General features: G+C 67.8%; 21 protein-coding genes and 2 pseudogenes. 8 read left to right on the top strand and 15 right to left on the bottom strand.

The window, feature by feature from the left end:
- Positions 1 to 20: 20 nt before the first annotated feature.
- Positions 21 to 827 (bottom strand): carbon-nitrogen hydrolase family protein, encoded by an 807-nt coding sequence (locus tag ACX80I_RS14670; RefSeq protein ID WP_459345851.1) that lies wholly within the window; start codon positions 825 to 827, stop codon positions 21 to 23.
- Between the two features lie 75 nt (positions 828 to 902).
- On the opposite strand from ACX80I_RS14670, the gene ACX80I_RS14665 reads away from it, so the two are divergent.
- A complete protein-coding gene (locus tag ACX80I_RS14665) occupies positions 903 to 1,409 on the top strand; it encodes a DUF427 domain-containing protein (protein ID WP_459345850.1) in 507 nt (168 codons plus the stop codon).
- A 28-nt stretch (positions 1,410 to 1,437) separates the two neighbouring features.
- Here ACX80I_RS14665 and ACX80I_RS14660 read toward each other — a convergent pair whose 3' ends face one another.
- Entirely contained in the window at positions 1,438 to 2,727 is a 1,290-nt protein-coding gene (locus tag ACX80I_RS14660) for an adenylosuccinate synthase (RefSeq protein WP_459345849.1), read from the bottom strand.
- Positions 2,728 to 2,945: 218 nt separating this feature from the next.
- On the opposite strand from ACX80I_RS14660, the gene ACX80I_RS14655 reads away from it, so the two are divergent.
- On the top strand, positions 2,946 to 3,548 hold the full coding sequence (locus tag ACX80I_RS14655; protein ID WP_459345848.1) for a hypothetical protein: 603 nt from the start codon (positions 2,946 to 2,948) through the stop codon (positions 3,546 to 3,548).
- A 6-nt stretch (positions 3,549 to 3,554) separates the two neighbouring features.
- Here ACX80I_RS14655 and ACX80I_RS14650 read toward each other — a convergent pair whose 3' ends face one another.
- The 8 genes and pseudogenes from ACX80I_RS14650 to ACX80I_RS14615 form a co-directional block, all read right to left on the bottom strand.
- Entirely contained in the window at positions 3,555 to 4,403 is an 849-nt protein-coding gene (locus tag ACX80I_RS14650; RefSeq protein WP_459345847.1) for a trypsin-like serine protease, read from the bottom strand.
- A 111-nt stretch (positions 4,404 to 4,514) separates the two neighbouring features.
- Positions 4,515 to 5,390, bottom strand: coding sequence for an oxygenase MpaB family protein (locus ACX80I_RS14645; protein ID WP_459345846.1), 876 nt, complete (start codon positions 5,388 to 5,390; stop codon positions 4,515 to 4,517).
- Between the two features lie 89 nt (positions 5,391 to 5,479).
- A pseudogene (locus ACX80I_RS14640) lies at positions 5,480 to 5,710 on the bottom strand (helix-turn-helix domain-containing protein); the annotation flags it as partial.
- Positions 5,710 to 6,207, bottom strand: a complete 498-nt coding sequence (locus tag ACX80I_RS14635; protein WP_459345845.1) for a DUF2975 domain-containing protein — start codon at positions 6,205 to 6,207, stop codon at positions 5,710 to 5,712. The pseudogene ACX80I_RS14640 and the gene ACX80I_RS14635, both read right to left, overlap by 1 nt.
- A 168-nt stretch (positions 6,208 to 6,375) precedes the next feature.
- The gene (locus ACX80I_RS14630) at positions 6,376 to 6,579 is read right to left on the bottom strand and encodes a helix-turn-helix domain-containing protein (protein WP_459314002.1); all 204 of its coding nucleotides are present in this window, start codon (positions 6,577 to 6,579) and stop codon (positions 6,376 to 6,378) included.
- Positions 6,580 to 6,823: 244 nt separating this feature from the next.
- Positions 6,824 to 7,243 (bottom strand): DUF3151 domain-containing protein, encoded by a 420-nt coding sequence (locus ACX80I_RS14625; RefSeq protein ID WP_459314003.1) that lies wholly within the window; start codon positions 7,241 to 7,243, stop codon positions 6,824 to 6,826.
- Positions 7,244 to 7,246: 3 nt separating this feature from the next.
- Positions 7,247 to 8,266 carry a class II fructose-bisphosphate aldolase gene (gene fbaA, locus ACX80I_RS14620; RefSeq protein WP_459345844.1) on the bottom strand — a complete coding sequence of 340 codons (1,020 nt, stop codon included), beginning with the start codon at positions 8,264 to 8,266 and terminating at the stop codon, positions 7,247 to 7,249.
- 138 nt (positions 8,267 to 8,404) lie between these two features.
- Complete coding sequence (locus tag ACX80I_RS14615) at positions 8,405 to 9,061, bottom strand: TrmH family RNA methyltransferase (protein WP_459345972.1); 657 nt, start codon at positions 9,059 to 9,061, stop codon at positions 8,405 to 8,407.
- A 96-nt stretch (positions 9,062 to 9,157) separates the two neighbouring features.
- On the opposite strand from ACX80I_RS14615, the gene ACX80I_RS14610 reads away from it, so the two are divergent.
- Positions 9,158 to 9,937: an HAD-IIA family hydrolase gene (locus tag ACX80I_RS14610; RefSeq protein ID WP_301224076.1), complete on the top strand. Its 780-nt coding sequence runs from the start codon at positions 9,158 to 9,160 to the stop codon at positions 9,935 to 9,937.
- 23 nt (positions 9,938 to 9,960) lie between these two features.
- Here the strand turns inward: ACX80I_RS14610 and ACX80I_RS14605 are convergent, their stop codons facing one another.
- The 3 genes from ACX80I_RS14605 to ACX80I_RS14595 all read right to left on the bottom strand — a co-directional run bounded on the left by ACX80I_RS14605 (position 9,961) and on the right by ACX80I_RS14595 (position 12,853).
- Complete coding sequence (locus tag ACX80I_RS14605; protein ID WP_459345843.1) at positions 9,961 to 10,962, bottom strand: thioesterase domain-containing protein; 1,002 nt, start codon at positions 10,960 to 10,962, stop codon at positions 9,961 to 9,963.
- A gap of 34 nt (positions 10,963 to 10,996) precedes the next feature.
- Positions 10,997 to 11,572, bottom strand: coding sequence for an orotate phosphoribosyltransferase (gene pyrE, locus ACX80I_RS14600; RefSeq protein WP_459345842.1), 576 nt, complete (start codon positions 11,570 to 11,572; stop codon positions 10,997 to 10,999).
- Positions 11,573 to 11,644: 72 nt separating this feature from the next.
- Positions 11,645 to 12,853 (bottom strand): ROK family protein, encoded by a 1,209-nt coding sequence (locus ACX80I_RS14595; protein ID WP_459345841.1) that lies wholly within the window; start codon positions 12,851 to 12,853, stop codon positions 11,645 to 11,647.
- 301 nt (positions 12,854 to 13,154) lie between these two features.
- On the opposite strand from ACX80I_RS14595, the gene ACX80I_RS14590 reads away from it, so the two are divergent.
- Entirely contained in the window at positions 13,155 to 14,126 is a 972-nt protein-coding gene (locus ACX80I_RS14590; RefSeq protein WP_459345840.1) for a sugar phosphate isomerase/epimerase family protein, read from the top strand.
- Between the two features lie 303 nt (positions 14,127 to 14,429).
- Here ACX80I_RS14590 and ACX80I_RS14585 read toward each other — a convergent pair whose 3' ends face one another.
- Both ACX80I_RS14585 and ACX80I_RS14580 read right to left on the bottom strand, forming a co-directional pair.
- A complete protein-coding gene (locus ACX80I_RS14585; RefSeq protein ID WP_459345839.1) occupies positions 14,430 to 15,515 on the bottom strand; it encodes an ABC transporter permease in 1,086 nt (361 codons plus the stop codon).
- Positions 15,512 to 17,032, bottom strand: coding sequence for a sugar ABC transporter ATP-binding protein (locus ACX80I_RS14580; protein WP_459345838.1), 1,521 nt, complete (start codon positions 17,030 to 17,032; stop codon positions 15,512 to 15,514). The genes ACX80I_RS14585 and ACX80I_RS14580 overlap by 4 nt, the downstream gene beginning before the upstream one ends.
- A 151-nt stretch (positions 17,033 to 17,183) precedes the next feature.
- Between ACX80I_RS14580 and ACX80I_RS14575 the strand changes: the two genes are divergently transcribed.
- The 4 genes and pseudogenes from ACX80I_RS14575 to ACX80I_RS14560 form a co-directional block, all read left to right on the top strand.
- The gene (locus tag ACX80I_RS14575) at positions 17,184 to 18,227 is read left to right on the top strand and encodes a substrate-binding domain-containing protein (RefSeq protein ID WP_459345837.1); all 1,044 of its coding nucleotides are present in this window, start codon (positions 17,184 to 17,186) and stop codon (positions 18,225 to 18,227) included.
- An 88-nt stretch (positions 18,228 to 18,315) separates the two neighbouring features.
- A complete protein-coding gene (locus tag ACX80I_RS14570; RefSeq protein WP_459345836.1) occupies positions 18,316 to 19,488 on the top strand; it encodes a Gfo/Idh/MocA family protein in 1,173 nt (390 codons plus the stop codon).
- A gap of 90 nt (positions 19,489 to 19,578) precedes the next feature.
- Entirely contained in the window at positions 19,579 to 20,577 is a 999-nt protein-coding gene (locus tag ACX80I_RS14565) for a sugar phosphate isomerase/epimerase family protein (protein WP_459345835.1), read from the top strand.
- Between the two features lie 14 nt (positions 20,578 to 20,591).
- Positions 20,592 to 20,803, top strand: a pseudogene (locus tag ACX80I_RS14560) (hypothetical protein); the annotation flags it as partial.

The following is a 20,803-nucleotide window of genomic DNA, read 5'->3' as shown; positions in this document are numbered from 1 at the left end:
CCTCCGGAGGGCCGGCTGCGTCAGTGGGAGTCGACAATGCTGTCGTTCCGGGCGAAGCGCCGGTTCCGGAGCACCGGCAGGAACTCGCGGACGTCGTCGACCCTGCGGCGGGTGACCTCCGCCGTGGCGAGGCCCCGCTCCTCGTCCTCGAGGTGCACCTGCGGGACACCCATCGGATCGATGATGGCCGAGTGGCCGATCGTGTGGCCGCTGGACGTCCCGGCCGCGGCCACCCAGAGGGTGTTCTCGATGGCGCGCGCTTTCAGCAGTGTCTCCCAGTGCTCGATCTTGTGCTCGCCCTTGAACCAGGCAGCCGGAACGCAGATCAGGTCGGCCCCGGCGTCGGCGAGGGCGCGCGCGAGCTCGGGGAAGCGGAGGTCGTAGCAGGTCATGAGGCCCACCCGGACGTCGCCGAGATCGGCGATCTTGATGCCGCCGTCGCCCGGCTTGATGCGCGTGGATTCGGAGTAGCTGAAGGCGTCGAAGAGGTGGAGCTTGCGGTAGGTGTCCACGATGCGGCCCGTCGCGTCGAGCAGGACGAGCGTGTTGAAGGGCCGCTCCTCGCCGCTCGGCTCGTAGCCTCCGGCGACGACGGCGATGCCGTGCTCCGCGGCGAGGAAGGACAGTTGCTGCACGAAGGAGCTCCAGTCGGCGTCGACCGCCTCCCGCAGCGAACCCTTCACCTCGCCCATCGAGAACATCGATTCCTCGGGGAAGACGATCAGCCCCGACCCCCCGGCACTCGCCTCCGCGGCGAGTTCCCGCATCACGGCGAGATTCGCCTGGACGTCCCCACCCGGCCTGAACTGACCAACGCTGACCTTCATGATGCCGCCCTCATCCGTATGCCTTTTCTCCAGCGTACAGACTCCCGCCCTGCACGGCGGAGTAGCCTTCTCCCCATGAGGAACCCGATCACGAGCAGGCGCGTGGAGCCCGGCCCCGGCCAGGAGTCCGTCTGGGACTACCCGAGGCCGCCCCGCGTGGAGCGGACGCCAGCGGTCATCGAGGTGCGCTTCGGCGGACGGCTGATCATCAGGACGGACGACGCCGTGCGAGTGCTCGAGACGAGCCACCCGCCGGTCTACTACCTGCCGATCAGCGACTTCGCACCCGGCGTGCTCGTGCCCGTCGAGGGCACGTCGCACTGCGAGTTCAAGGGCACGGCCGGCTACTTCGACGTCGTCGCAGGACCTGAGCGCAGTCCGCGCGCCGCCTGGACCTACCCCACGCCGGTCCACGGGTACGAGGACCTGGCCGCCCGCGCCGCCGTCTACCCGTCCCGGATGGACGAGTGCACCGTCGACGGCGAGCGGGTCCGGTCCCAGGAGGGCGACTTCTACGGCGGCTGGATCACCGCCGCCGTCGTGGGACCGTTCAAGGGCGGCGCGGGGACCTGGGGCTGGTAGCCCGCCGGGACCGGCAGGGAACCGGAGGTCAGCCGCCGATCAGGTCGTTGACCACGATGGTCTGGTCGCGGTCGGGCCCGACGCCGATGGCGGAGAACCGGGTGCCGGACAGCTTCTCGAGCGCCCGGACGTAGGTCTGCGCGTTGTCCGGCAGGTCCTCGATGGTCCGGGCTCCCGTGATGTCCTCGGTCCAGCCGTCGAAGTACTCGAAGATCGGCTTCGCGTGGTGGAACTCGGTCTGGGTCATGGGCATCTCGTCGTGGCGCACGCCGTCGACGTCGTACGCCACGCACACCGGGATGGTCTCGATACCGGTGAGGACATCGAGCTTCGTGACGAAGTAGTCGGTGAAGCCGTTGACGCGCGAGGCATGGCGCGCCAGCACGGCGTCGTACCAGCCACATCGGCGGGGACGGCCGGTGTTCACGCCGAACTCGCCGCCGGTCTTCTGCAGGTACAGGCCCATCTCGTCGAAGAGCTCCGTGGGGAACGGGCCGGCGCCGACGCGGGTCGTGTAGGCCTTGATGATGCCGATCGAGCGGGAGATGCGCGTGGGCCCGATACCCGAGCCGACGGACGCGCCGCCGGCCGTGGGGTTCGAGGACGTCACGAACGGATACGTGCCGTGGTCGACGTCGAGGAACGTCGCCTGGCCGCCCTCCATGAGGACCACCTTGCCGGCGTCGAGCGCCTCGTTGAGCACGAACGTGGAGTCGATGACGAGGGGCTTGAGCCGCTCGGCGAAGGACAGGAAGTACTCCACGACCTCCTCGACCTCGACGTTGCGCCGGTTGTAGACCTTGACCAGCAGTTCGTTCTTCTGCTTGAGGGAGCCCTCCACCTTCTGGCGCAGGATCGACTCGTCGAAGACGTCCTGCACGCGCAGGCCGAGCCGCGCCACCTTGTCCATGTACGCCGGGCCGATGCCGCGGCCCGTGGTGCCGATGGCGCGCTTTCCGAGGAAGCGTTCGGTGACCTTGTCCAACACCTGGTGGTACGGGGCCACCAGGTGGGCGTTGGCGGACACGCGCAGCCTCGAGGTGTCCGCGCCGCGGGCCTGAAGCCCTTCGATCTCGTCGAAGAGGGCCTCGAGGTTGATGACGCAGCCGTTGCCGATGATCGGGATCGCGTTGGGGCTGAGGATGCCGGCGGGAAGGAGCTTCAGCTCGTACTTCTCACCGCCGACGACGACGGTGTGCCCGGCGTTGTTGCCGCCGTTCGGCTTCACGACGTAGTCGACCCGGCCGCCCAGCAGGTCAGTGGCCTTGCCCTTACCCTCGTCGCCCCACTGGGCTCCGACAATGACGATTGCTGGCATGGGATCCTCCCCCATTCGGTACGGCCCTTCCCGCGCCGCGGAGAAGTACGCCGTGCATCAGAACGCCCCAACCGTCCGCACGGTGTGCGCGGGCACTGGGGCTCTTACCGTCCGAGTTTAGCCGAGCCGCTCCGGGGGCGCCGAAAAACGCGGCGCATGACGGCACGCGTGCCGCCCGGCGGCACGCTCCCAAGCGACGATTCCGTGCACAATGGGGCATGGACCGCTTCGAAGGACACATCGCCGGCATCGGCACCGCCTCGGGCACCAGGCTGGTGATCGGCCGCTGGGACACGTCCCCGTTCGGCGCGTTCACCGACGTCATGATGGAGGATGCAGCGGGCCACCGCACCCTGCTCGCTCCGAGCCGGGACGTGGCGGACTACGTCGGTGCGACGTACGCGTTCGACGACGTCGTGCTCTCGCCGATCACCTCGACGCTGACGCGCGACCGCCTCGAGGTGGAGGCCGGGGATCTCCGGGTCTTCGCCGGGATCGGGGCCGTCACGCTGCTCGGGCGGCTCCTCGGCCTCGTTCCGCCCCGCCTGGCCACGCACCCGCGCTGGCTGGCGCTGGTCAACCCGGTGGCGTCGGTCCTGGTGAAGGGCGTGGCGACCGCCGGCTCCGCCGGACAGGGCCGCACGGAGTACTACGGAGTCACGTCGGCGCGGGCGATCACCCGGGTGGCGGCAACCTGGCGCGGTTCCGACCTGGGTGCGCTCGCCCCCGTCCGTCCGCCCGTGCGGTTCGGCTTCAGCTCCGCCCCTGCACGGCCGCAACTGGTGTCCGTGACCACGACGATCCGCCGCCCGGAGCCCTGAGTCGGGTCAGCCGGCCGTCAGGGCGAGCCAGTCCTGGACGACGGCGGTGTCCGTCCGCTGGTAGCCGTCGATGTACCGGCAGATGGTGTTGAACCCGTAGGAGCTGACGGCGACGAGGTAGCCGTCCAGGAACACGGGCCCGCCGGAGTCCCCGGAACAGGTGCCCCCGCCGCCGCGCGGGTCGTTCGGATTGCCCTGCAGCTGCAGGACCTGCTCCCCGAGCTTCTGCCCGGGGGACGTCGTGCTCCGGCGCAGCAGGGGGAAGTTCATGGGCTCGGGCTTCTGCGGTCCGGCGTCCGGCTTCCGGACCTCGGTGCCGTACCCCACGACCTCGAAGATCGTCCGATTGAGCAGCGGTGCCCGGTACTGGTCGAGGTACCCCACCGGCGCGAGCTCGGCGGGCGCGATGCCGGCCGCAGGGGCGTCGAGCACGATCACGCCGACATCGGCCCGGTCGGTGACGGGAGCTGCACCCGAGTAGTCGGGGTGCGCCGTGGAACTGCCGGACAGTGCACCGGCAGCGGCGAGATCGGCGCGCGTGTAGCCGACGGCAGGGTCGGTGGCTCGCGGGATCGCGACGGGCGGGGCATTCCCGATCACGGGATCGAACGTCACGAAGGACTCCCCCACCGTCCCCGAGACGCAGTGGGCCGCCGTCAGGAGGACCGTGGGGCTGATGAGCGTCGCGGAACAACGCTGCAGGGCTCCGGTGCCGCTGTAGGTGAAGACCAGCGCGACGCCGGGGTGATCGTCCGCGTCGGGCTCCCCACCGGTGACTGCTGTGGCGGGTGATGCACCTGCCGCCAGCAGGACGAGCACGGCTGCTGCGGCGAGGGCGCGGCTGAGGAGCCTCATGGGTGGGGACCTTTCGAGCGGACAGGGGTGTTGAGCCGAGCATACTGGCGGGACCGCTCCCGGCACGCACCTCTCGGGACCGACACGACCGGAGACGGAGAGCCGGCAGCGCTACCGGCCGGATGCGCCCCGCACGCGGTCGAGGGCGACGGTGTAGTGCGGCCAGTACCGCACGCGTGCAGGCAGCAGCGGCGCGGCCAGCCGTGCGGCCCGGCGGATGGCGGCGAAGGACGCCTGCTCGCGGCGGCCCCACGGAAGTCCGTAGGCCTCGCGCAGGGAGGGAGGGAGGACTCCTGCGGCGAGCACGGAGGGCACCGGACGGAGCGGCCGCGGCAGGAGCGGCGGGTCGGGCGCGAGGATCTGCCCCGCGATCGTCCGTGCGGTGCCGCCGACGTCGAGTGAGGCTCGCACCTGGTGCTCCACGTACCGCTCGAGGGCGCTGTAATCCTCCGGCAGGAGTGCGTCCGGGACACCGAAGAGGTGCGCCATCCGCTTCATGTCCTGGTAGTACGCATCCCGCTCCCCCACCGGGACCGCACGGAGGAAGGCGTCCGTGACCTCGAGGGCGGTCCAGACGAGGGTCGAGAACACCCACAGGGCGAGCTCGGGATGGTCCGCGCTGTAGGGCGTGCCCGCCGGCAGCGATGCGCTGGGCTCGGTCAGGGTACCCCGCACGGGTCGGTGCTTCCGCGCCACATGGGCTGCGGCGGAACGGACCTGGTCCCGGTCGCCGAAGGAGACGGTGAGGACGGCGTCGAGCGTGCCGCGCAGGCGCTGCAGGGGATCCGTGGCGAACCCGCTGTGGGCCCGCACGCCCTCGGCCACGAGCGGATGCGCCAGCTGCAGCAGGAGCGCGGCGGGACCCCCGGCGAAGATGGCGCGCTCGCGCGCGATCCGCCACGCAGCCGAGCCCGGCCCGAAGATCCCCGGGTCACCCGCTCTGCCGGGCGCAGGAGCCCGAGGGAAGAACCGGCCGAGCCCCTTCACGCGCCACCCTCCCCGTGCACCGCAGCGGAGCCGCCGCCCGCCGCCGCGCTGGTTCCCTCGTCGTGGGCACCCACGTCGTCGTCCCGGCTGCCGTTCTCCTCGGTCCCGTCGGTCCCGTCGTCGACCCACTCCAGCAGGTCCCCCGGCTGGCAGCCCAGCACCCTGCACATCGCCTCGAGCGTGCTGAACCGGACGGCCTTGGCGCGCCCGTTCTTCAGGACCGCAACGTTGGCCGGCGTGAGGCCGACGCGGTCCGCGAACTCCCCCACGCTCATCTTCCGCCGGGCGAGCTCGACGTCGATACGCACCACGATGGGCATCAGATGACCTCGTCCAGCTCCGTGCGCAGCTGGCGCGCCTCGGCGTCCCGGTCGACCGCCTGGACGAGCAGCGCCCTGAGCACGAGCACGATCAGCGCCACGGCCGCGATCATGACGGACACGCCCCCGATCAGCAGCACGACGCCGGGAGCCACGGCCTCCCCCGGCGCGAGGGCGACTCCGAGGCCGAATGCGAACAGGCTCGCAGCGGCGAACGCGCCGATGACCGTGTTGACCAGCCGGAAGGCGTCCGTCGAGAAGACGGTCCCGCGGCGCACCATGGTCAGCAGGCCCCAGACGCAGACCACGGCTGCCTGGAGGGCGAGGATTCCGAGCACCGTCAGGACGACGAGCGATGTCCGGATCAGGGCGACGTCGGGATCGGCGGAGTCGAGATCGATGCCGAGGAGCGAGAGCATCACCACCTGGATGAACACGGCACCCGCGAACATGAGGCACAGCACTACCCGTAGCGCGACGACGGTGATTCGTCCCATGACAGCTCCTTCTATGCCGAGTTACGACACAAAGCTATCGTTAATCGATAGTCAGGGCAAGGGCTCCTGCAGCAGGGCGCGAGGCACTACGGATTGCCGTACCGGGGCAGGATCCAGCGCCACCCCGCACCCTTCGCCGGCCCGCGTCCGGAACCTGCTGCGCAGGAGTCAGATGGAGAAGTCCGACCCCGGGTTCGCTGCGTCGAGATACTCCCGGACCGCGCTCTGCGGCACCCGGTAGGACCGCCCGAACCGGATGCTGCGGATGGTTCCCGATTGCACCAGCCGGTAGACCGTCATCTTCGAGACCCGCATCATCGCGGCCACCTCGGCCACCGTGTACAGCTGTCCCGTGCTTACCTTTGTGGACATTGCAGCACCACTTCCATCCGCCTCACCACGTGCTGTGGAGCTATTAACTCTGATCCCGGGAGTAACGGCAGCACAAGAAACCCGACTACTCGTTTATCACCTGCAACAGCAAGTACCAGGCGCCTCACCAGCGACACTCCGGGCGCCCCGACCGCCCGCCCGCGTGCACCGCCCGAACGGAAAAATGGCGGGGCGAACGATCGCCCCGCCATTCCTCCAGCCGATGCGGCTGCTTCCCGTGGCGTCAGCCCGCCAGCTGGGCGCTCGCCTCCGGGTCGGACTCCCGGAGGAAGACCGCGATGCGCTCGGCCTCCTCGATCTCGCCGATGGACGCCGCAGCCCGGCCCAACGCGAAGAGCGCTCGCAGGAACCCGCGGTTCGGCTCGTGGGAGTAGGGGATCGGACCGGCGCCGCGCCAGCCGCTGCGCCGGAGGGCGTCGAGGCCGCGGTGGTAGCCGGTACGGGCGTACGCGTAGGACTCGATCGTCCGGCCCTCGGCGTAGGCCTCGTCGGCGAGGATCGCCCACACCAGCGACGACGTCGGGTGCTGGGCTGCCAGGTCGACGGCCTCGTCACCGGCCGCGAGGCGCTCGACGACGTCGGGTTCTTCGGGTAGGAGGGTGGGCTCGGGCCCCAGGAGGTTCTTCCGGAACTCGTCGGACACGGGCTAGAGCTTCTTTCCGGCGGACCCGAGGGACGCGGCGGCCTCGACGATACGGGCCGAGAGGCCGGCCTCGGCGGAGGCGCCCCAGACGCGGGGGTCGTAGGTCTTCTTGTTGCCGACCTCGCCGTCGACCTTCAGCACGCCGTCGTAGTTGCGGAACATGTGATCGGCGATGGGACGCGTGAACGCGTACTGGGTGTCGGTGTCGATGTTCATCTTGATGACGCCGTAGGAGACGGCGTCGGCGATCTCCTGGTCGGAGGAGCCCGACCCGCCGTGGAACACGAGGTCGAAGGGCTTGTCCTTGCCGATCTTCTGGCCCACCTGGTCCTGGATGTCCTTGAGGATCTCCGGGCGCAGCTTCACACCGCCGGGCTTGTAGACACCGTGGACGTTGCCGAAGGTCAGCGCGGTGATGTAGCGGCCGTTCTCGCCGGCACCGAGGGCCTCCACGGTCGCGAGGGCGTCCTCGACCGTGGTGTACAGCTTGTCGTTGATGGCGTTCTCCACGCCGTCCTCCTCGCCGCCGACGGTGCCGATCTCCACTTCGAGGATGATCTTCGCGGCAGCGGCGCGGGGCAGGATCTCGCGGGCGATCCGCAGGTTTTCCTCGAGGGTCTCGGCGGACCCGTCCCACATGTGGGAGTTGAAGAGCGGGTCGCGGCCGTTCTTCACGGCGTCCTCGGACGCGGCCAGCAGCGGCAGCACGAAGTCGTCGAGCTTGTCCTTGGGGCAGTGGTCCGTGTGCAGGGCGATGTTCACGTCGTACTTCTTCGCCACTTCCTTCGCGAACGCCGCGAAGCCGAGCGAACCGGCGACCATGTCCTTCACGCTCGCGCCGGACCAGTAGGCAGCGCCGCCCGTGGAGACCTGCACGATGCCGTCCGAGCCCGCTTCGGCGAAACCACGCATCGCGGCGTTCAGGGTCTGGGAGGAGGTCACGTTCACAGCCGGGAAAGCGAACCCGCCCGCCTTCGCGCGGTCGATCATCTCGGCGTAAACATCAGGGGTGGCAATAGGCATGCTGAGGACTCCTTAGTGGTGGGAAGTGCTTGCTTCATCCTAGCGAGCAGACCTGCCGGGCGCAGTGGAAGTCGACGCCTCATGACGACGCGACCGGGGACGGACCGGGGCGGATGTGCCCGTCCGGCCGGATGCCGATCAGACGTGCTGGCCGAAGACGTGCCGCCGCACCCAGCCGTGCATCGCGATCGCGGCAGCCGCCGAGGCGTTGATGGAGCGCGTGGATCCGAACTGGGCGATGGAGAGCGTCGCCTCCGCGGCCTCGTACACCTCCGGAGTGAGGCCGGGGCCCTCCTGGCCGAAGACGAGCACGCACCTCTCGGGGAGGTCGTAGGTCTCGAGCGGCACCGAGTCCGGGAAGTTGTCGATCCCGATCACGGCCAGCCCCTCGGCTGCCGCCCAGGCGGTGAAGTCGGCCACCGTGGGGTGGTGGCGGACGTGCTGGTAGCGGTCGGTGACCATCGCGCCGCGCCGGTTCCACCGCCGTCGCCCGATGATGTGGACCTCCTTCGCGAGGAACGCGTTGGCGGTACGCACCACCGAACCGATGTTGAGGTCGTGCTGCCAGTTCTCGATCGCGACGTGGAAGCCGTGGCGCCGCTCGTCCAGGTCCGCCACGATCGCCTCGTGCGTCCAGTACCGGTAGCCGTCGACGACGTTCCGGGTGTCCCCGTCCGCCAGGAGGCCGCGGTCCCAGTGATCGCCGTCGGGCCACTCCCCTTCCCAGGGTCCGACGCCGACGGCGGGACCTCCCGGGGCTCCGTCCGTGGCCTCGGTGGTGTCGGTCGGCTCCAGCAGGGGTTCTTTCACCGTCCAAGCGTAATCGGCGGCAAAGGTGGAAGACTGGCACAGGCAGTTCCCCGTGCGTCCGCCCCCTTGGAAGGAAGCCCCATGCGCGAGAACGAACACATCGAGTGCTGGCTCACCGACATGGACGGCGTGCTGGTGCACGAGAACTCCGCCATCCCCGGCGCGGCCGAACTGATCGAACGGTGGGTGGCCACCTCGAAGCGGTTCCTCGTCCTGACCAACAACTCGATCTACACGCCCCGCGACCTCGCCGCGCGTCTGAAGGCCTCCGGACTCGAGATCCCCGAGGAGAACCTCTGGACCTCCGCGCTGGCCACCGCGCAGTTCCTGCGCGACCAACTGCCCGGCGGCCGCGCCTACGTGATCGGCGAGGCCGGGCTGACGACGGCGCTGCACGAGGCCGGTTTCGTCCTCACCGACACCAACCCCGACTACGTGGTGCTGGGCGAGACGCGCACGTACTCGTTCGAGGCGATCACCACCGCCGTACGCCTGATCCTCGACGGGGCACGTTTCATCGCGACGAATCCTGACGTCACCGGCCCCTCGAAGGAGGGACCCCTCCCCGCGACCGGCGCCATAGCGGCGATGATCACGGCGGCGACGAGCCGCGACCCGTACATCGTGGGCAAGCCGAACCCCATGATGTTCCGCTCGGCCATGAACCAGATCGACGCCCACTCCGAGACCACGGCGATGATCGGAGACCGCATGGACACGGACATCATCGCCGGCATGGAAGCCGGCCTGCACACCGTCCTGGTGCTCAGCGGCATCACGCAGCCGGAGGACATCAACGCCTACCCGTTCCGCCCGGCGCAGATCTGCGACTCGGTGGCGGACCTGATCGACCAGGTCTGATCGGCAGCACGCCTGGTGGAGCTCTAGAAGAAGCTCCTCCAGCCCCCGCCGCGCGGCATCGGCGCGTACTCCCGCTGCACCGCGGACACGATGCCCTGGTACACCCCTGGGTTCCACTGCGGGCTGGCGTGTGCAGGCAGCGCACCGTCCGTCACGTAGTCCACGGACATCACGTTGTCGGGCAGATCGCGTGCCCAGCCCGCACGGGCCCTCGCGTAGTCGACGACACCGTCGCCCGGGTTCCCGGCGAACACCACCTTCGTGTCCCCGAGGGAGAGCCTGAACCGTGTGGCGTCGAAGTGGTAGATGTACGAGGACTCGGACTGGATCAGCTCGCTGCTGGGCGCCAGGGGCGAGAGCTGCTCGAGCGTCTGGTCCATGATCTGGCTCCAGGTGCGCTCGTTCTTGTGGACGATCCGCTCACCGAGCTCGTACGTCCCCCGCACGCTGATCGGTACGCGCACCCCGGCTTCGTAGAGCAGCACCACGCCGTCGAACATGCGCTGGTCCTGGACGTCGAAGCGGCTGGACGGCGAGGAGTCCAGCAGGACCAGCTCCACCGGGATCCCGCGGTCCCGCAGTCGCGCAGCCACTTCGACCGCCACCATCCCGCCGAAACTGTGGCCGTAGAAGTAGAGCCTCTCGAGGCGGAAGTTGTCCACGTAGCGGTTCATCGTGGCCACGATGTTGTTGATGTCGAGCCCCCGGTTGGAGTATCCGAGGACCGCCATCTGCGCACGCCGGGACAGGACCGGCCGCAGTGAGTTGAGGATCCAGAGCCCCTCCTCCCAGCTGGTCTTGTACCCCGGGAAGAGGACCCACCGGTCGTTCGGGAACCGGGCGGCCGCGCGGTCGTCGTCGAGCGGCAGGATGCGGTTCTGGTCGCGCTGGGACTGGATGACGCGGGTGAAGGCGAGGTCCGCCGTCACCACTGCGGCTGCCGCCGAGCCGATCAGGAAGGACCGGCGGGAGGACTCACGGAACTCGCGGGCGCCCTGCAGGGCGCGGGCGTCGTCGTGCTTCACGCGCTTCCCTCCCGCAACCCGCCGGGAGTGATCGTCAGGCGAGGCCCAGCTCGTCCTTGCCGAAGGCGAAGAGGTAGGGCACCCTGGCCTCGGACTCGATGCGTTCCTTGGAGCCCGTGCTCCGGTCCACGATGACGGCGACGGCCTGCACGTCGCCGCCTGCGCGGCGTACGCCCTCGACGGCGGTGAGCGCGGAGCCGCCCGTGGTCGAGGTGTCCTCGAGCACGACGACGGGGCGCCCGGACACGTCCGGTCCCTCGACCTGCCGGCCCATGCCGTGCGTCTTCTGGGTCTTGCGCACCACGAACGCGTCGATCGGCCGTCCGGCCTGGGCCGCAGCGTGCATCACGGCGGTTCCGACGGGGTCGGCGCCCATGGTGAGGCCGCCCGCCGCCTCGAAGGTGATGCCGGCGTCGTCGAGCAACTGGAGCATCACGCGGCCCACGAGGACGGACGCCTCGTGGTGCAGGGTGATGCGGCGGAGGTCGATGTAGTAGTCGGCCTCGACTCCGCTGGAGAGCGTGACGCGCTCATGCACCACGGCGAGTTCCTTGATGAGCTCGAGGAGCCGGGTACGGTCGGTGGTCTGCGCGGAGGTCTCGGCGGTCATGCGGCCAGTCTATCGAGAGGCACGGGACGCACCGTCACGGGCCATCAGCCGGTCGGCGTCGTCTGCGACTGTTCAGTCGGCGATCGTGTCGTTGAGGCCGAGGACCATGTCGTCGATCCGCTGGGGTGACATCGCGTCGTGGATGGCGAGCATGCTCGCGCCGAGGACACCCGCGTCCAGGCCGGAGGAGGACTGGACGATCTGCAGGTGGTGGGTAGCGAGCGGGATGGTGCGTGAGTAGACGACTTCGCGGATGCCCGCGATGAAGTGCTCGCCGGTGAGCGCCATCGACCCCCCGATGACGATCACCGACGGATTCATCAGACTTACGCAGGCCGAGAGCACTTCTCCTACGTCTCGACCGGCCTGGCGCACCGCGTGCACGGCCTCCTTGTTCCCGCTCCCCACGAGGCGGACGACGTCCTCGCTGTTGTGGGCTTCCAACCCGAGGGCTCTCAGCTTCGCTGCGACGGCCGGCCCTGACGCAACGGCTTCGAGGCAGTCCTGGTTGCCGCAGTGGCAGGGAACGCCACCGCCGTTCTGCACGCGGATATGGCCGATGTCCCCTGCGACGCCATTCGCGCCGCGTTGGAGCATGCCGCTCGAGACGATGCCGGAACCGATGCCGGTGGCCACCTTCACGTAGATCAGGTCGTCCACATCGGACCAGGCGGCGTTTCGCTCACCCACCGCCATGATGTTCACGTCGTTGTCCACGAGGACCGGGACGTGGAAGTGGTTCTGCAGGTAGCCAGGGACGTCGAAGCGGTTCCAGCCAGGCATGATCGGCGGGTTGATGGGCATGCCAGTGCTGTGTTCGACCGGCCCGGGGACACCGACCCCGATGGCCAGCAGGTCCGAGAGCTCACGGCCCGCTTTCTCGAGGAGTCCGCCGGACATCTCGACGACCGCCTGGAGCACGGAGGTGGGACCCGACGACACCTCGATGGTGCGTGCCGCTTCATGGAGCTGATGGCCCGTGAGGTCCGTCAGTGCCACGCGGAGGTGCGACGCCCCGATGTCCACACCCAGGACGACCTTGCTCCCCGCCTTCAGCGCGACGCGCGAGGACGGGCGACCCCCGGTCGAGACAGCGTCGTCGACGAAACCGACCAGCCCCAGTTCCATGAGCGATTCGATCCGCAGGGTGACGGTGGACCGGGCCAGACCCATCTGCTCGGCCAGCTCCGACCGCGTGCGGGGACGCCCGTCCCGAAGGATCTGGAAGAGCTCGCTGGCTCCGGAGGAGCCGAGTCCGTTGAAGCTACTTATGTCACGCATCGACTCATTACAGCATATAAACCGACGAAACATGAGTGCAGAAAGGTCTGGTGGTGATGACTTGAGGGAAAGTAGCCACCACTCCGGTGCTACGGGACTGTCTGTCGCCCTTAGTACTGCCTGAGCTCGACTTTACATCGGGGCAGACTTTTCTGATTACATCGACGGACATGCAACATTCGTTGTTTCTCGCCATTACCCGTGTTAGGTTCGCTGGGACTTCCGTCACAAAGACAGGCTTCGGCCGACTCACCCGATCGACGGGATTCCCCTGCATCACCACTTCAAGGAGGAAGCTTTGATGAAGAACGCCTACACCACCGTTCACCACCCGCGCCGGGGAGCCGCGCGCAGAGTGGCGGCAGCAGCCGCTCTCGCCATCGCAGCGACGACTGTTCTGGCCAGTCCTGCCATAGCCGCCCCGAAGGCAGGCTCGGGGTCCGAATGTGCCGGCAGGAGTGTCCCCGCCAGCAAGATCTCCTTCCAGCTGTACAGCTACGCCGGCTGGCAGAGGGACATCGGAACGGAGGGAATCCTCGCCGAGTTGGCGGAGATCGGGTACAAGAACGTGGAGCCCTTCGGCGGCTCCTACGAAGGACGCAGCGCAGAGGAATTCAATGCGCTTCTCAAGGAGTACAAGCTCAAAGCCCCGACCTCGCACGGCAGCACTGCCGAAGCGACATTCGACCAGACCCTCGCCTACGCCAAGACGATCGGGCAGAAGTACACCGGATCAGGTGGTTGGGCGGCGCCCGGGGTGAACAGGGACGCCACCAGCACCTATGCGGACCTGGTGGCCACCGCCGAGGCGATGAACGAACTGGGCGAGCGTTCCGTGAAGGCCGGGACGGGGAAGCACTTCGGCCACAACCACTGGTGGGAATTCACTACGCTCGTCACCGACCCCAAGACCGGCCAGCAGACCACGGCCTACGAGGTGCTCCTGGCGAACACCGACCCCCGCTACGTCGCCTTCCAGCTCGACGTCTACTGGGCCTCGGACGCGGGAGTCGACATCGTCGATCTGCTCAACCGGCACGGCGACCGCATCGAGCTGCTCCACATCAAGGACGGCGCACTTCCCGCCGACACGATCGGATTCGCGAGCTTCCCCCTGCTGACCGATGTCGGCGAGGGTGACATCGACTGGGGTCCGATCCTCGACGCCGCCCAGGGCAAGGTGAAGTACTACGTCATCGAGCGGGACAATGCCCCGGCCACTGCCGAATTCGCCCGCGACAGCTTCGACTTCCTCACCTGCTACGCCTACTGAGACCGGCACCACCTAGAACGACGACCCGACCGGCGGCTCCCTGCTGAACCGCCGGTCGGGCCGAGCCTTTTCAACTGCATCCCCCAGTGCTGGGATCCATCTACAGGAACCACCCCCTGATCAGATCCCGCACGGTTCCGTCGGTCCACGCACCCCACCCGACAAAGGTTCACTTCTCCCCGTCGGCCGATCGTTGACGGACTCCGACAACGGTCCCCCGCAACATGCGGGGGGACCCTTTCGCGTGGCGCGCTGGGCCTCCGGGCGGGTGCATACCTGCCACCCACCCGGAGTGCGGTTGAATCAGCTGGTCTGAGCTGCGTCGGTCCTCACCGCATTGACCATTCGCTTGCGTGGTCCCTGTGACGCGAACCGCTGCTGCAGGAGGACCGCGCCCACGAGGATGAGGGCTCGGGCCAGAGCCTGGATGGAGGTGTCGAGGTTGTTCTGCGTGAAGACATTGGTGAGAGTGCTGAAGATGAGCACACCGAGAACCGTGCCCATAATGGTGCCGCGCCCGCCGACCAGTAGTGTTCCGCCGACGACGACGGCGGCGATGACGTCGAGCTCAAGGAGCAGACCATGGGTGGACGTGCCGGCCGTGGTGCGGCCCAGGAACATGACACCGCCGATGCCCGCTGTGAGGCCGGCGAGGACGTAGAGGTAGACCAAGTGGCGCTTGACCTTGATACCGGCCAGCCTCGATGCTTCGAGGTTGCCGCCGATGGCGATGGTCCGACGTCCGAACGTGGTGCGGTTGAGCAGGAACCATCCGGCAGCAGCGACGACGACGAAGATCCAGACGAGGATGGGAATGCCGAGCAGGTCAGCGCGCATGACCTGCAGGAAGTCCCGGTTGCTGACGACCTGGGTCCTGCGGCCGGAGATGAGTTCCGCGAGACCACGCGCACCGACGAGCATCGCCAGCGTCGCGATGAAGGCGACCACCTTCCCGTAGGCGATCAACAGCCCATTGATGAGACCTGCACCGGCCCCGACCCCCAGTGCTACGAGCACCATGAGGATCCAGGATGACCGGGTGGCCGCAAGTTGTACGGCACTGAGGCTGGCGACCACTGTCGCCAGGCCGATGACCGACCCTACCGACAGGTCGATACCGCCTGCGGTGATGACGAAGGTGACCCCAATGCTCACCACACCGATGATCGAGGCATAGCGCAGGATCGTGAGCATGTTCTCGAGGTTGAGGAATCTGTCCCCACTGGTGGCTGCTCCCACCACGAAGAGCAGTGCGAGGGCGATGACCAGCCCGAGGCTGCGTCCTGCTGAGCCCTTCAGCAAGTTCTGCAACGGGTTGCCCCGCGGTGTGCCGTGATCGTCCCGTGCGCCGAGGCGTGATTCGGGCACCTTGGTGTTCTGCTCGCTCACGCGGCACTTCCCTTCATGATGAGGTCGAGCACGCCGTGCTCGTCCAGGTCGCTGGCATTCGTTTGGGTGAGGACTCTGCCGTCGTCGATGACGAGGACCTTGTCCGCGAGCCCCAGGACTTCCTCGATCTCGCTCGAGATGACGATGATGGCTGTTCCGGCGTCGGCCAGTGCGCGGATGAGGGCATAGATCTCGGCCCGGGCCCCGACGTCCACGCCGCGGGTGGGCTCATCGAGCAGGAGGACTGACGTTCCGTGGACGAGCCAGCGGCCGAGGAGGATCTTCTGCTGATTCCCGCCGGACAGCGTCCGGGCCGGCCGGTCGGGATCGGCCGGACGCAGCTCGAGGGCTGCGATCTGCTCACGGGCCGCCTGCCGCTCGGCGGCCTCGTTCAGGTAGCCGGCGCGGGCGAACCGTTCGAAGGTCGAGAGCGTCACGTTCTTGAACAACGGTTCGTCCAGGATGAGTCCCTGGCTCTTGCGTTCCTCCGGCGAGAGACCGATCCCGGCGTCCACGGCAGACCTGACGGAACCGGCCCTGAGGGTCCTGCCCTTGACCGAGACCGTCCCCGAGGATGCCTTCCGCGCCCCATAGATGGTCTCGAGGATCTCGGACCTCTTGGAGCCCACGAGTCCGGCGAAGCCGAGGACCTCCCCCGCACGGACGGAGAGGCTCACCTTCTCGAAGTGGCCGTCGAGTTCGAGGTCCTTCACCTCGAGGACCACCGGTGCATCGGCGGGCAGGGGCTTCCGGGCCGGGAAGACGTTCTCGACGTCCCTGCCGGTCATGAGCCGGATCAGTTCAGCTCTCGGGGTGTCCGCGACACTCAAACCGTTCGCCGTGCTCCGGCCATCCTTGATGACCGAGATCCGGTCCCCGATCTGCCGGATCTCCTCGAGCCTGTGGGAGATGTAGACGACCGCGATCCCCTGAGCGGTGAGCTCACGGACCACGCGGAAGAGATTGGCGACTTCACCCGAGTCCAGGATGGCGCTCGGCTCATCCATGATGATGAGCTTCGTGTCGCGGGACAGCGCTCGAGCCATGCTGACGATCTGCTTGTTCGCCGCCGACAGGGTCCCCACTTCCGTGGAGGGCGACAGACTGCCGTGGCCGAGGCGACTGAGCAGCGTGCGTGTGAGGGCGTTGGCCTTCCTCACATGGAGCACGCCGCCACGTGCCAGCTCGTGTCCGAGGAAGATGTTCTCGGCGACGGACAGGCCGTCGACGACGTCGAGTTCCTGATACATGGTGGCGATGCCGAGATCGAGTGCGGCGGTCGGGCGAGGGAGCGAGACTTCCTCCCCCTCCCAGAAGATCTCGCCACTGTCGGGCTGGTGGACCCCGGACAGGGTCTTGATGAGGGTGGATTTCCCCGCCCCGTTCTGCCCCATGACGCAGTGCACTTCCCCTGGAAGCACCTGCAGGTCCACTCCTTTGAGCGCCTGGACACCAGCGAACTGCTTGGTGATCCCGCGGACTTCGAGCAACGGCCGTGGCTGATCTTCATCGAACATGCGACGAACCTAACACAATACGTCGATTCTCGGTAGAAAGGCGTCGATTTCTGCGCACCTTCTGTTATTGTGATCGTAGTCACGCGGGTTGCACCGTTCGTTCCGGGATTGCAGCTTCGACGAAGACCACTTACTCAAAGAGGAGAGACACATGCTTGCACTTCGTACGGGCCGGAAGATGCTCATCACCACCGGTGCCTTTCTTGCAGTAGGCACCCTGGTCACCGGGTGCACCGAGGGGTCGGAAGACACCAACACGCAGCCCACCAACGCATCGGTCGAAGGTAACCAGGCCGAGGGGGACACCGTGGTCATCGGCTTCTCCGGACCCGCCGCGGACCATGGCTGGCTGGGTGCCATCAACAGCGCCGCTACCGCAGCTGCCGAGGAATTCCCGGACATCGATCTGCGCGTAGCTGAAGGAACGAACGACGCGAACCTGCAGATCAGCCAGGTGGAGCAGTTCATCAACGACCGTGTCGATGCGATCGTCCTGCTGCCCACCGACGGTGCTGCACTGACCCCGGTGGCCATCCAGGCCATGGAGGCCGGGATTCCCGTCATCAACGTCGACCGGGAGTTCTCGAGCCCCTTCGCGGCTCGCGCCACCGTCCTGGGCGACAACTACGGAATGGGCGTCAGCGCCGGCACCTACATCTGCGAGCAGCTCGAGGGCAACGACGATGCGATCGTCGCCGAGATCGCAGGCATCGACTCCCTGCCCCTCACTCAGGACCGCAGCCGAGGCTTCAAGGACGCCTTGGACGCCTGCGGGCTCGACGTCGACAACCGCGTCGCCGCCGACTTCACCGTCCAGGGTGGCGAAGCAACGACGTCGCAACTCCTGTCAGCAGCCCCGAAGATCGACGCCATCTGGAACCACGACGACGACCAGGGCGTAGGCGTCCTGGCCGCCATCGACAACGCAGGCCGTGACGAGTTCTTCATGGTCGGCGGCGCCGGCTCAGCCAACGCCATGCGCGAGATCCAGTCCGGCGAGAGCGTCCTGCAGGCCACCGTCATCTACCCATCCACCCAGGCAGCGGACGGCGTCCGCATGGCTCGCCTGATCGCCCAGGGCAAGGCCATGAGCGATCTCGTGGAAGTTGAAGTCCCGAAGCGCGTCGTCCTGAACGCACCGGTCGTCACCAAGGAGAACGTCGAGCAGTACCTGCCGACGGCCTTCGAGTCGTAGGACAGTGACGGGTGGGGGTCCCTGTTGTTGACAGGGACCTCCACCTCGGGTCATCAGCTTGGACAACTGCCGCCGGATAAGAGGAAACATGCACAACGACGTAGCACCCCTGAGGGTCGCACTGATCGGACACGGCTTCATGGGAGCCGCCCATTCGCAGGGATGGCGGGTTGCCCCACGCTTCTACGACCTGCCAGCCCAGCCGGAAATGACACTACTCGTCGGACGGAATGCGCGCGGGGTGGAAGCAGCCGCTTCCAAGTGGGGTTGGAGTGAGACCACCACCGATTGGCGGGCCGCCATCGCCCGTGACGACATCGACGTCGTCGACATCGTCACTCCCGGTGGCTCGCATGCCGAAATCGCCATCGCTGCGCTCGAGGCAGGCAAACACGTCCTGTGCGAAAAGCCGCTCGCAAATACCCTCGAAGAAGCCGAAGCAATGGCTGCCGCGGCAGACAGCGCCGGCAAGGATGTCTTCGCGATGGTCGGCTTCACCTACCGCCGTGTTCCCGCCGCAACCTTCGCAAGGGACCTGGTCCGGTCAGGCGCGATCGGTGAGATCCGACAGATACGCGCCGCTTACCTGCAGGACTGGCTGGTCGACGCAGAGGCACCCCTGACCTGGCGCCTGCAGAAGGACCATGCCGGTTCCGGCGCCCTCGGGGATCTTGGTGCGCACGCCGTCGACTTGGCGCAGTTCATCACCGGCCAGAAGATCATCGGCGTCAGCGGCATTCTCAATACCTTTGTCCACGAACGACCCCTGCTCGGCCAGGCATCAGGGCTCGCCGGTACGGCCGCAGCCGAGCGCGGGCGCGTCACCGTGGACGATCTTGCCCTGTTCACCGGCCGTTTCGACGGTGGCGCGATCGGCTCATTCGAAGCCACCCGGATGTCCACGGGTCGCAAGAACGCGCTCCGCATCGAGGTTGCCGGTTCCGCCGGCGCCATCTCCTTCGACCTGGAGAACATGAACTCGCTCGGCTTCTACGATGCGACGGCGCCCGACACACGACAGGGATTCACCGACATCATGGTGACCGAACCAGCCCATCCCTACATTTCCGCGTGGTGGCCTACAGGACATCTCCTGGGCTACGAGCACGGCTTCACCCACCAGGCGAAGGACTTCGTCGAAGCGATCGCCGAAGGCCGGCAGCCCGAACCGTCGTTCGCCGATGGCCTGCAGGTGCAGAAGGTGCTCAACGGTGTGGAGCAGAGCGCGGGCGCCGAGAGCGTCTGGACCAGAACCGTCTAGAACGGGTCTGCGAGCCGAGCCGAAGCCACTCCCCGGCGACGGCGACCAGACAGTGGAGCATCCCGCCCCTTCCCTACAAGGAGACATTCCATGGCACGCAACTTCACCCTGTTCACCGGCCAGTGGGCCGATCTGCCCTTCGAGAAGGTCGCCGAGCTGGCCGGCCAGTGGGGCTACGACGGCCTGGAGATCGCCGTCTCCGGTGACCACCTCGACGCCTGGCGCTGGGACGACGACGCCTACATCCAGGACCGCCTCGACATCCTCGAGCGCAACGGCCTGAAGGTCTGGGCCATCTCCAACCACCTGAAGGGCCAGGCCGTCTGCGACGACCCGATCGATTTCCGTCACAAGGGCATCGTCGGTGCTCACGTGTGGGGCGACGGCGACCCCGAAGGCGTGCGCCAGCGGGCAGCGGAGGAGATGAAGCTGACCGCCCGCCTCGCGCAGAAGCTCGGCGTCGACACCGTCATCGGCTTCACCGGATCCTCCATCTGGCAGTACGTGGCCATGTTCCCGCCGGTGTCCGCGGACGTGATCGAGGCCGGCTACCAGGACTTCGCGGACCGCTGGAACCCGATCCTGGACGTCTTCGACGAGTGCGGCGTCCGGTTCGCGCACGAGGTCCACCCCTCCGAGATCGCCTACGACTACTGGTCCACCCAGCGCGCCCTCGACGCCATCGGTCACCGCCCCGCCTTCGGCCTGAACTGGGACCCGAGCCACTTCATGTGGCAGCAGATCGACCCCGTCGCGTTCATCTCGGACTTCAAGGACCGGATCTACCACGTGGACTGCAAGGACACGAAGATGCGCATGGGCGGGGGTCGCAACGGTATCCTCTCCTCGCACCTGCCCTGGGGCGACCCGCGGCGTGGCTGGGACTTCGTCTCGACCGGCCGCGGCGACGTGCCCTGGGAGGACAGCTTCCGGGCGCTGACGGCCATCGGCTACACCGGGCCCATCTCGGTCGAGTGGGAGGACGCCGGCATGGACCGGCTGGAGGGAGCGCCCGAGGCTCTCGCCTTCCTCAAGCGCTTCGACTTCGCGCCGTCGGAGACCTCCTTCGACGCCGCCTTCAGCCAGTAGGCTCCCGGGCTGGAGTGGCACCTCGGGCCGCCGCGCCCGTCGTCGTGCACCCGGTGCCCGTCGTCGTGCACCCGGCGGCCGCCGTCGTGCCCGGCACGGCGGCCGTCGTCGTGCCCGGCACGGCGGCCGTCGTCGTGCACCCGGCGCGGCGGCCCCGATCGGCCGTACCTGCGCCACGGCTCTGCGCACCCGGCGCGGCGACACCGATCCGAACGGCACGGCGGCC

Source organism: Arthrobacter rhamnosi (assembly GCF_054510855.1).
The sequence above is the reverse complement of the archived record's forward strand: the minus strand, read 5'-3'. Positions and strand labels throughout refer to the sequence as shown.

Coding starts and splice junctions, on each gene's coding strand:
- ACX80I_RS14635 (WP_459345845.1), bottom strand. CDS start 6,207: ATGGGACGAATCACCGTCGTCGCGCTACGGGTAGTGCTGTGCCTCATG.
- ACX80I_RS14665 (WP_459345850.1), top strand. CDS start 903: ATGAGGAACCCGATCACGAGCAGGCGCGTGGAGCCCGGCCCCGGCCAG.
- ACX80I_RS14650 (WP_459345847.1), bottom strand. CDS start 4,403: ATGAGGCTCCTCAGCCGCGCCCTCGCCGCAGCAGCCGTGCTCGTCCTG.
- ACX80I_RS14570 (WP_459345836.1), top strand. CDS start 18,316: ATGCACAACGACGTAGCACCCCTGAGGGTCGCACTGATCGGACACGGC.
- fbaA (WP_459345844.1), bottom strand. CDS start 8,266: ATGCCTATTGCCACCCCTGATGTTTACGCCGAGATGATCGACCGCGCG.
- ACX80I_RS14565 (WP_459345835.1), top strand. CDS start 19,579: ATGGCACGCAACTTCACCCTGTTCACCGGCCAGTGGGCCGATCTGCCC.
- ACX80I_RS14595 (WP_459345841.1), bottom strand. CDS start 12,853: ATGCGTGACATAAGTAGCTTCAACGGACTCGGCTCCTCCGGAGCCAGC.
- ACX80I_RS14590 (WP_459345840.1), top strand. CDS start 13,155: ATGAAGAACGCCTACACCACCGTTCACCACCCGCGCCGGGGAGCCGCG.
- ACX80I_RS14575 (WP_459345837.1), top strand. CDS start 17,184: ATGCTTGCACTTCGTACGGGCCGGAAGATGCTCATCACCACCGGTGCC.
- pyrE (WP_459345842.1), bottom strand. CDS start 11,572: ATGACCGCCGAGACCTCCGCGCAGACCACCGACCGTACCCGGCTCCTC.
- ACX80I_RS14655 (WP_459345848.1), top strand. CDS start 2,946: ATGGACCGCTTCGAAGGACACATCGCCGGCATCGGCACCGCCTCGGGC.
- ACX80I_RS14670 (WP_459345851.1), bottom strand. CDS start 827: ATGAAGGTCAGCGTTGGTCAGTTCAGGCCGGGTGGGGACGTCCAGGCG.
- ACX80I_RS14630 (WP_459314002.1), bottom strand. CDS start 6,579: ATGTCCACAAAGGTAAGCACGGGACAGCTGTACACGGTGGCCGAGGTG.
- ACX80I_RS14610 (WP_301224076.1), top strand. CDS start 9,158: ATGCGCGAGAACGAACACATCGAGTGCTGGCTCACCGACATGGACGGC.
- ACX80I_RS14580 (WP_459345838.1), bottom strand. CDS start 17,032: ATGTTCGATGAAGATCAGCCACGGCCGTTGCTCGAAGTCCGCGGGATC.
- ACX80I_RS14660 (WP_459345849.1), bottom strand. CDS start 2,727: ATGCCAGCAATCGTCATTGTCGGAGCCCAGTGGGGCGACGAGGGTAAG.